A 6,561-nucleotide genomic window follows, 5' to 3' on the forward strand; every position below is an offset into this window, starting at 1 on the left:
AGCTCGCGCCCGCCGAGCTGCCACGGGCCGCAACGCGCCCTCGGCGCACCGAGTCTCCGTCAAGATCATTCGTTTGATATGACTGCGCCTCAATCCCTATGAGTGCAGTAAGGAAGCGACAGTGCGCGCACGCAAGGCGATAGCAGCAGTCTCCGCCGCCGGACTGGCGGTCCTGGGCGGCGTCCTGACGGCGCCGGCCGCGCAGGCCGGCAACTACGGATGCGCGGGAAGCCTCTCGTGGTCCTCGACCGTCAACGACGTGAACGGCTCGAAGGCCGGCACGATCTACGACTACTTCGACGGCACCACCAACTGCTCGGTGTTCGTCAAGTCGGTGTACGCGGGCGTGAGCACCCACATGGCCATGGACATCTCGAACGCCAAGGGTGCGCAGAGCAAGGTCGACGACGGCCAGTTCACCACCTATGCGGGCCCGGTCAGGGTGGCCGGCACCGGCACCTGCGTCCGCGAATGGGTCTGGATGACCACTCCGGGCGGCAGCGTCCTCGTCAACTACACGACGCCCTGGCACTCCTGCGGCTGACACCCCCCACAGGACGGCCGAGGGCCCGGGGGGACGTTCCCCGAAGCGGCAGCGACCCGCCCGCCACCCCGGCGTACCGACCGAGCCCTCGGCCCCCACCCGGCGACGGGCGTCGCCCGCCGGGGCGGCCGACCGGCACCGGTTGCACCCCCCGAAACCCTGGCGGTCGGATGCTGTGCGAACCGGAAGTCCCGCGGGCCCAGCCCGGCGAAGGGGCTGTCCAGGAGGGCTCCGACGCCGTCATCGCACCGGCCGTGCCGAGATCATTCCACTGCTTCGGGATTCTCCTGTGCGTAGGTGGCCCGACAGCGTTCCACCTGCTCGGTGACCTGCTCCATGAACCAGCGCATGATCTCGTAGGGGACGACGTGCTCGTCATGGCTGTGGATGTGGACGGTCGGCTCCAGCGCCGGATCCTCGTCGGGGACGAACGCCACCAGGAAGGCACCCCCGGGCAGGTGGGTCAGGGCGCTCGGGATCTCGGCCCCTGAGGCCGGCACGGGTATGGCCTCGCTCAGCTCCACGGCCCAGGCGTCGTCGGGCAGGGCGTAGTGAAACCGGACGGCGTAGTGACGGCCTGCGTGCTCTCTCAGTTCTGCTGGCATGGCCGCAGGCTGCCACAGTCGTCCGTCCGGAGTCGCGCCGATTCCCGGCGCCTCGACTGCGTGACTCGACCAGCGGTTCCGGGACAGCCCCTCGGAGTTCGGCGTGCCCGAGCAGCCGTCCGCCCTCCGCGCCTGCCGCCAGGGGTGTGGACACCAGGCCCGGGCCGGCCACGGCAAGGGGCGAGGCCACGGCCCAGGAGCTGAAACCCCCGTCACGGCAAGCACTGTTGCAGCGCTCGTACTCCGACGGGAGGGCCGGCTGGTTCCACACGGCTGGCGGACAGTCAGAAAGTGTGCGAACGGTTAAAGTTCGCAAGGTCGGTCCAGTCCGTCTTCTCGTCGCATCCCCGCGGATGGGAGAACTCATGTCCGGGACGCCTTGCGCCAGGCTCCGCACCTTCGCCGGCGGGCCGGTCAGCCAGCTGGCCGCGGCGCTCCTGGTGCCGGTCCTTGCAGGTTGCGGGGGCGGTGGCGACTCCGGTTCTGGACCGGGCGCCGCAGCCAGCGCGACGCAGACGACGACCGACCTCGGCGCGACGCCGCTGGCAGAGGGCTCGGATCAGCAGCCCCAGGACCAGCGAGCCAAGGACGGCGGCAACCAGGGTAGCTTCAAGACGGCGGGCCAGGTCTCGGCCAACGCCAGCGGGCAGTGGCCCATTGTGCAGATCGGTCTGTCGAGTTCGACGAATGCGAGCTTCACGGCGACCATCAGCAATGTCCGGGACTGCGCCACCGGCAAGTTCACGTCCTCGCAAACGCAGCAGGTCGAGGTGGTGGACGGGAACAGCACGGTGCCCGTCGGCTTCACGCTGAGCGGTAACCCTCCGCCCAACAGCAACCCGACCCTCTGCATCAGCGTCACCATCGACGGCGAGACGCACACCGTCACCGCCGCGACCACGGTCGACGTCCCCAGCAAATCTGCGGGCGGCGACAACCCCGACAACCCTGACAAGAACCCGGGCGAGAACCCGGACACCCCCGGCGGTAACACCCCGGACAACCCGAATCCGGGCAATGAGAGCCCCGGAGACGAGAGCCCCGGAGACGAGAACCCCGGAACCCAGCCGTCCGGCGAGCCCGCACCCGCCCCCCGGCCTGCGAGTCCCCGCTGACCGCTGACGGCGGGCAGGATCCCGACGACGGCGAGAGCTCCGCCGGCACCGAGGCGCAATCATCGCCACCGCCGGGTCGGTCGTGGAGCGGCTGGATCGGCCTGCTCGCCTCCTGGATCGCGCCGACCACCTTCATCACGGCCCTGCTCTTCTTCTTCGGCTACGCCTACACCGACTCGCTGTACCACTACTTCGGTGTGGACGCCGCGACCCTCAACTTCTCCACGCAGGACCTGCTGCTGCGCAGTTCGCCCGCGCTGTACCTGCCTGCCGGCGTGCTGCTGGGTGTCGGCCTGCTGGCAACCCTGGGCTATCACCTGGCGACGCGGACGATGCGCCGCGGCGCGGACGGCGGCCGGATCGTGCGCCGGGCCCGCCAAACGGTGGTGGTGGCCGTTCCGCTGTTGGTGCTGGGCTTCCTTGCCGGGTTCGAGGTGATCGACGCCGGCCCGATGGGTACCCCGTTGTTGCTCGGTGGAGCACTGCTCGTGGTGGTGCTGGCCCGGCTCCTGGCCGTCCGGGTGGGGGGAGCGCCGTACCCGCTGGCCGGGGAGCGGGCGGCGCTCGGCATCAGTGCGGCGCTCATCGTGCTCTGCTCGTTCTGGGCCGCCGGCGGCTTCGCCCACCAGAAGGGAACGGCCGACGCACGGTGGCTGGCCGGCAACCTCGCCCTGCGTCCCGCGGTGGTGCTCGACACCACGGAACGGCTGTATCTCCAGTGGCCCGGTGTGGAGGAGCGGACGCTGCCGGACGCCGGGGCGAGCCAGCGCTACCGCTACCGTTACCGCGGCATGCGGCTACTCGCGCAGGCCGACAACCGGATGTTCCTGATCCCGCGGGACTGGACCTGGGAGGACGGCAACGTACTGATCCTCCCGGTGGACACGGGTGTGCGGATCGCCTTCCATCCGGGCTGATCCGCGTCCGGCTCGGGCGTGCAGCGCCTCGGGCGACCGGCGCCCGTCGACGTCCAGCAGCTCCACGTCGACATCAGCGGCCGCCGCCTCACCGGCGGCGACGGCCATCGGCACCCCCGACCGATCCCGGGCCGTCCGCACCCGCGGGCGGCCTGTCACGACCACGCCCTCTTCAGCAGCCCGAGCGGCCGAGACGGTGAACCGTGACGTCGCCGCTGTAGGTGCCGGTGGCGAGGAGCACGGTGCCGTCCGGGAGCGTCGCGCAGGCTGCGGCGACTCCGGGCAGTGAGGAGTCGAGGAGTTCTCCCGTGACGGCGTGCCACCGGCGGACGATCCCGTCGTCGCCGGATGTGATCAGGACCGGCTCGCCGTCCAGGTGGGCCGCGGACAGCATGGGGACCGTGACGCCCGCTTCGATCGGTGCACCGATCGGCTCCCCGTCGGCGGCGTCCCAGCGCCGGATCAGGTTCCCGGTGTCGCAGGACGCGATCAGTGTCCTGCCGTCCTCCAACGGGAGTGCTGCGACCTGGACCGCGTCCCGGCCGGCGCCTTCGAGCAGTGCCCCGAGAGCCTCTCCCGTGACGGCGTTCCAGCGGTGCACGCGCCCGTTCTCGTCGCCGCAGACGATCGCCGGCGTTCCGTCGAGAATCATGAAGGCGGCGGCCGACTTGCCGCCCGGGCCGGGAGCGAGCACCGGGCCGACCGCCTCGCCGCCGAACGCGTCCCAGCGGTACACCCCGCTGTTGCCGGCTGCGACGAGTACCGGCCGGCCGTCCGGCAGGACCACTCCGGTCGCGCCCCACAGCGAATCCCCGCACAGGTCCCGGCTCGGCAGCTCGGCCCCGGTCCGCGCGTCCCACCGGTCGATCCCGTCCTGGTCGACGGCAGCCACCACGCACCGCCCGTCCGCGGCGAACACGGCGGCGAGATCCATCACCCCGGCCCACGGCGTTCCCCGCCAGAGCAGCTCACCCGTCGCCGCGTCCCAACGACACACGCCGTCGACACCGGCCGACACGAGCAGGACCTCACCGGCCGGGCCGACCTCGAGCAGGAGCGGCCCGGCCGTCCCCTCGTGCGCCTCCACGATCCGCAGGCCCGACGCCGTTCGCTCGACCCGCACCCCAGCCTCCCCAGCTCATCCCGGCACGCCGACCGAACCGTACCGATCCACCCTGACAACCCGGCTCCGACCTCGAACAGACCCGTCCGGACATGACTCCGGGTTCGAGAACTCCCGAAACCGTCCGTGCTCGAGATGCGGCGGGGTTCTGTACTTGTCATGCTTGCGGCGACGCACTGGCACTCGCTGGTGTGCGCACGGAGGGTACTTCCCCTCCGTGCATCGCGACGGCTCCAGCCGGCAGGGTCTTGCGCCGGCTTGATCGGGACGGGTCGATACGTGCCCCGTCTCCGCCGGTCGGGCAATCGCTCGTCGCGGCATTCAGCGGCATTCAATCGCGTCAACGATGGCCGATCTCCGCATCCCCTCCTGTCGTTCGTGCGCCTCGTCGGGCTGCGCAGATCTCATGCATCCGGACTCGGAAAGGTGTCCCGAATTGGACGCGGCAACGAAAATCATCGTCACCAATTATTCCGCCATGCAAAAGAAGGGGTACGGGCAGTCCGCTCTCGCGTCGGTGCGGGCAGAAGTGGCGAAACTGGTTCAGGCCGACCTGGGTCGTGGCATCGCCACCACGGTGGTGGACCTGAGCAGCGGGACCGACATGGCCGCGTACGGTGCGTCGGCGGTCACGAGCGAGACGGACGAGAAGCAGAACAAGGACGCCGTCGACGCGGTGTTCCACTCCGCCCGTCCGGACTATCTGATGATCCTCGGCAGCTACGACGTCGTCCCGCATCAGTCCTTGAAGAACCTTGCACCCGACTCCGACTCCTCGGTGCCCAGCGATCTGCCGTACGCATGCGAGACCACCTACGATGCCGGTGGTGGTGAGCCGAGCAGATTCACCAACCCCAGCCGCGTCGTCGGTCGGCTCCCCGATGTCACGGGAAGTCACGATCCGGCCTATCTGACGAGTCTCATCGCATTCTCCGCCGCCCACACGCCGGCCGGTCTCGATGCCTACCAGACCTACGTCGGGCTCTCCGCCGCAGTCTGGGAGAAGTCGACCCGGGAGAACCTGACGACCGTCTTCGGTGGCTCCTCCGCGCTGCACCTGGTTCCGCCCGACGGTTCACCGTGGTCGTCGAGCGCCCTGGCCGGCAGGAGCCACTTCGTCAACTGCCACGGGGCCTCCAACGATCCCCAGTGGTACGGGCAGAGCGGCTCGAACTATCCCGTGGCGCTCAAGGCCGACGACGTCGACAAGCCCCTCACCGGCGGGACGATCCTGGCGGCGGAGTGCTGCTACGGCGCAGAACTCTACGAGCCCGACGCCCACACGCGGATGTCCATCTGCAACACGTACCTCCGCAGCGGCGCGGTCGTCTTCTTCGCGAGCACGAACATCGCGTACGGGCCCGCGGACTACTGTGACCAGGCGGATCTGATCACCCAGTACGCCGTCCGAGAGGCGCTCAAGGGCCGGTCCAGCGGATACGCCGTGCTCAAGGCGAGGTTGGACTACGTGAAGCGGAAGACCACTCTCGACGCGGTCGATCTGAAGACGCTCTCGCAGTTCATCCTCCTCGGTGATCCCTCGCTCAGGCCGGTGCAGCCGCCGAAGCCCGCGGCCGAGGGGGATGCGAAGGCCGCCCTGACCGAGCGCCGCCGGGAAGCCCGGCGTGCCGCACACGTGCTGGAGCAGAGCATCTACGTGCCCGAGCCGATTCCCGGCAGCGCACGCAGCTCCGAACTCGAGTCGCGCCTGCGGGAGATCGGGGAACGGCACGGACTGCCGCCGACAGCCACCATCTCCTCGTTCGCCGGGGTCTGGCAGGGCAGCGGCGCCATGCCGAGGTCTTCGAGCCGCCGCCGCGACAGCACCTGCTGCACGCAGAACGGGACCCGGAGGCCCCCGTGTGCACGGATGTCATCGTGATCGTCCATGAACAGGCGGGAACCATCGTGTCCGTGGACGAAGTCGAGGCCCGGTAGCCGTGACACGGTTGAGCGGTCGGCTCTCGATCAAGCGCGTCGACGTGGGTTCCAAGAGCGAACGGGACGCCCTCGTGCTGCACCACGGCGAACACGACTACGTGGTGCGCAGGCCCGGGGAGAGCCCCTTCGAGGCGACCAGCCTGAACCACCTGGCCGGCCACCTCGTGGAAGCGCAGGGTGAAGTCGACCGGCAGTACTTCTTCGTGACCGAATGGTCCGTTCTGGACAACGAATGACGCGGTGACCGACCCGAGGCGGTCGACTGCCCGCCCCGCTGCCCACTCCGCTCGCGCCGGCAGCCGCCCCCCGGCACGGG

The 6,561-nt window shown here is 69.9% G+C and carries 7 protein-coding genes; 5 read left to right on the plus strand and 2 right to left on the minus strand.

Going from position 1 to position 6,561, the window contains the following annotated elements:
* Window positions 1-121 precede the first annotated feature (121 nt).
* On the plus strand, window positions 122-544 hold the full coding sequence (locus ABZ641_RS22345; RefSeq protein WP_359984257.1) for a hypothetical protein: 423 nt from the start codon (window positions 122-124) through the stop codon (window positions 542-544).
* A gap of 263 nt (window positions 545-807) precedes the next feature.
* Here the strand turns inward: ABZ641_RS22345 and ABZ641_RS22350 are convergent, their stop codons facing one another.
* On the minus strand, window positions 808-1,149 hold the full coding sequence (locus ABZ641_RS22350) for a hypothetical protein (protein ID WP_344624942.1): 342 nt from the start codon (window positions 1,147-1,149) through the stop codon (window positions 808-810).
* 353 nt (window positions 1,150-1,502) lie between these two features.
* On the opposite strand from ABZ641_RS22350, the gene ABZ641_RS22355 reads away from it, so the two are divergent.
* Both ABZ641_RS22355 and ABZ641_RS22360 read left to right on the plus strand, forming a co-directional pair.
* Window positions 1,503-2,264, plus strand: coding sequence for a hypothetical protein (locus ABZ641_RS22355; RefSeq protein WP_359984260.1), 762 nt, complete (start codon window positions 1,503-1,505; stop codon window positions 2,262-2,264).
* Between the two features lie 197 nt (window positions 2,265-2,461).
* The gene (locus ABZ641_RS22360; RefSeq protein WP_359984262.1) at window positions 2,462-3,181 is read left to right on the plus strand and encodes a hypothetical protein; all 720 of its coding nucleotides are present in this window, start codon (window positions 2,462-2,464) and stop codon (window positions 3,179-3,181) included.
* Window positions 3,182-3,353: 172 nt separating this feature from the next.
* Here ABZ641_RS22360 and ABZ641_RS22365 read toward each other — a convergent pair whose 3' ends face one another.
* A complete protein-coding gene (locus ABZ641_RS22365; RefSeq protein ID WP_359984265.1) occupies window positions 3,354-4,304 on the minus strand; it encodes a WD40 repeat domain-containing protein in 951 nt (316 codons plus the stop codon).
* A 436-nt stretch (window positions 4,305-4,740) separates the two neighbouring features.
* On the opposite strand from ABZ641_RS22365, the gene ABZ641_RS22370 reads away from it, so the two are divergent.
* A complete protein-coding gene (locus ABZ641_RS22370; protein ID WP_359984268.1) occupies window positions 4,741-6,186 on the plus strand; it encodes a C25 family cysteine peptidase in 1,446 nt (481 codons plus the stop codon).
* A gap of 100 nt (window positions 6,187-6,286) precedes the next feature.
* Window positions 6,287-6,481, plus strand: coding sequence for a hypothetical protein (locus ABZ641_RS22375; RefSeq protein WP_344624944.1), 195 nt, complete (start codon window positions 6,287-6,289; stop codon window positions 6,479-6,481).
* Window positions 6,482-6,561: the final 80 nt, after the last annotated feature.

It is taken from the genome of Kitasatospora sp. NPDC007106, assembly GCF_040634455.1.
In the GTDB taxonomy this organism is placed as follows: domain Bacteria; phylum Actinomycetota; class Actinomycetes; order Streptomycetales; family Streptomycetaceae; genus Kitasatospora; species Kitasatospora arboriphila.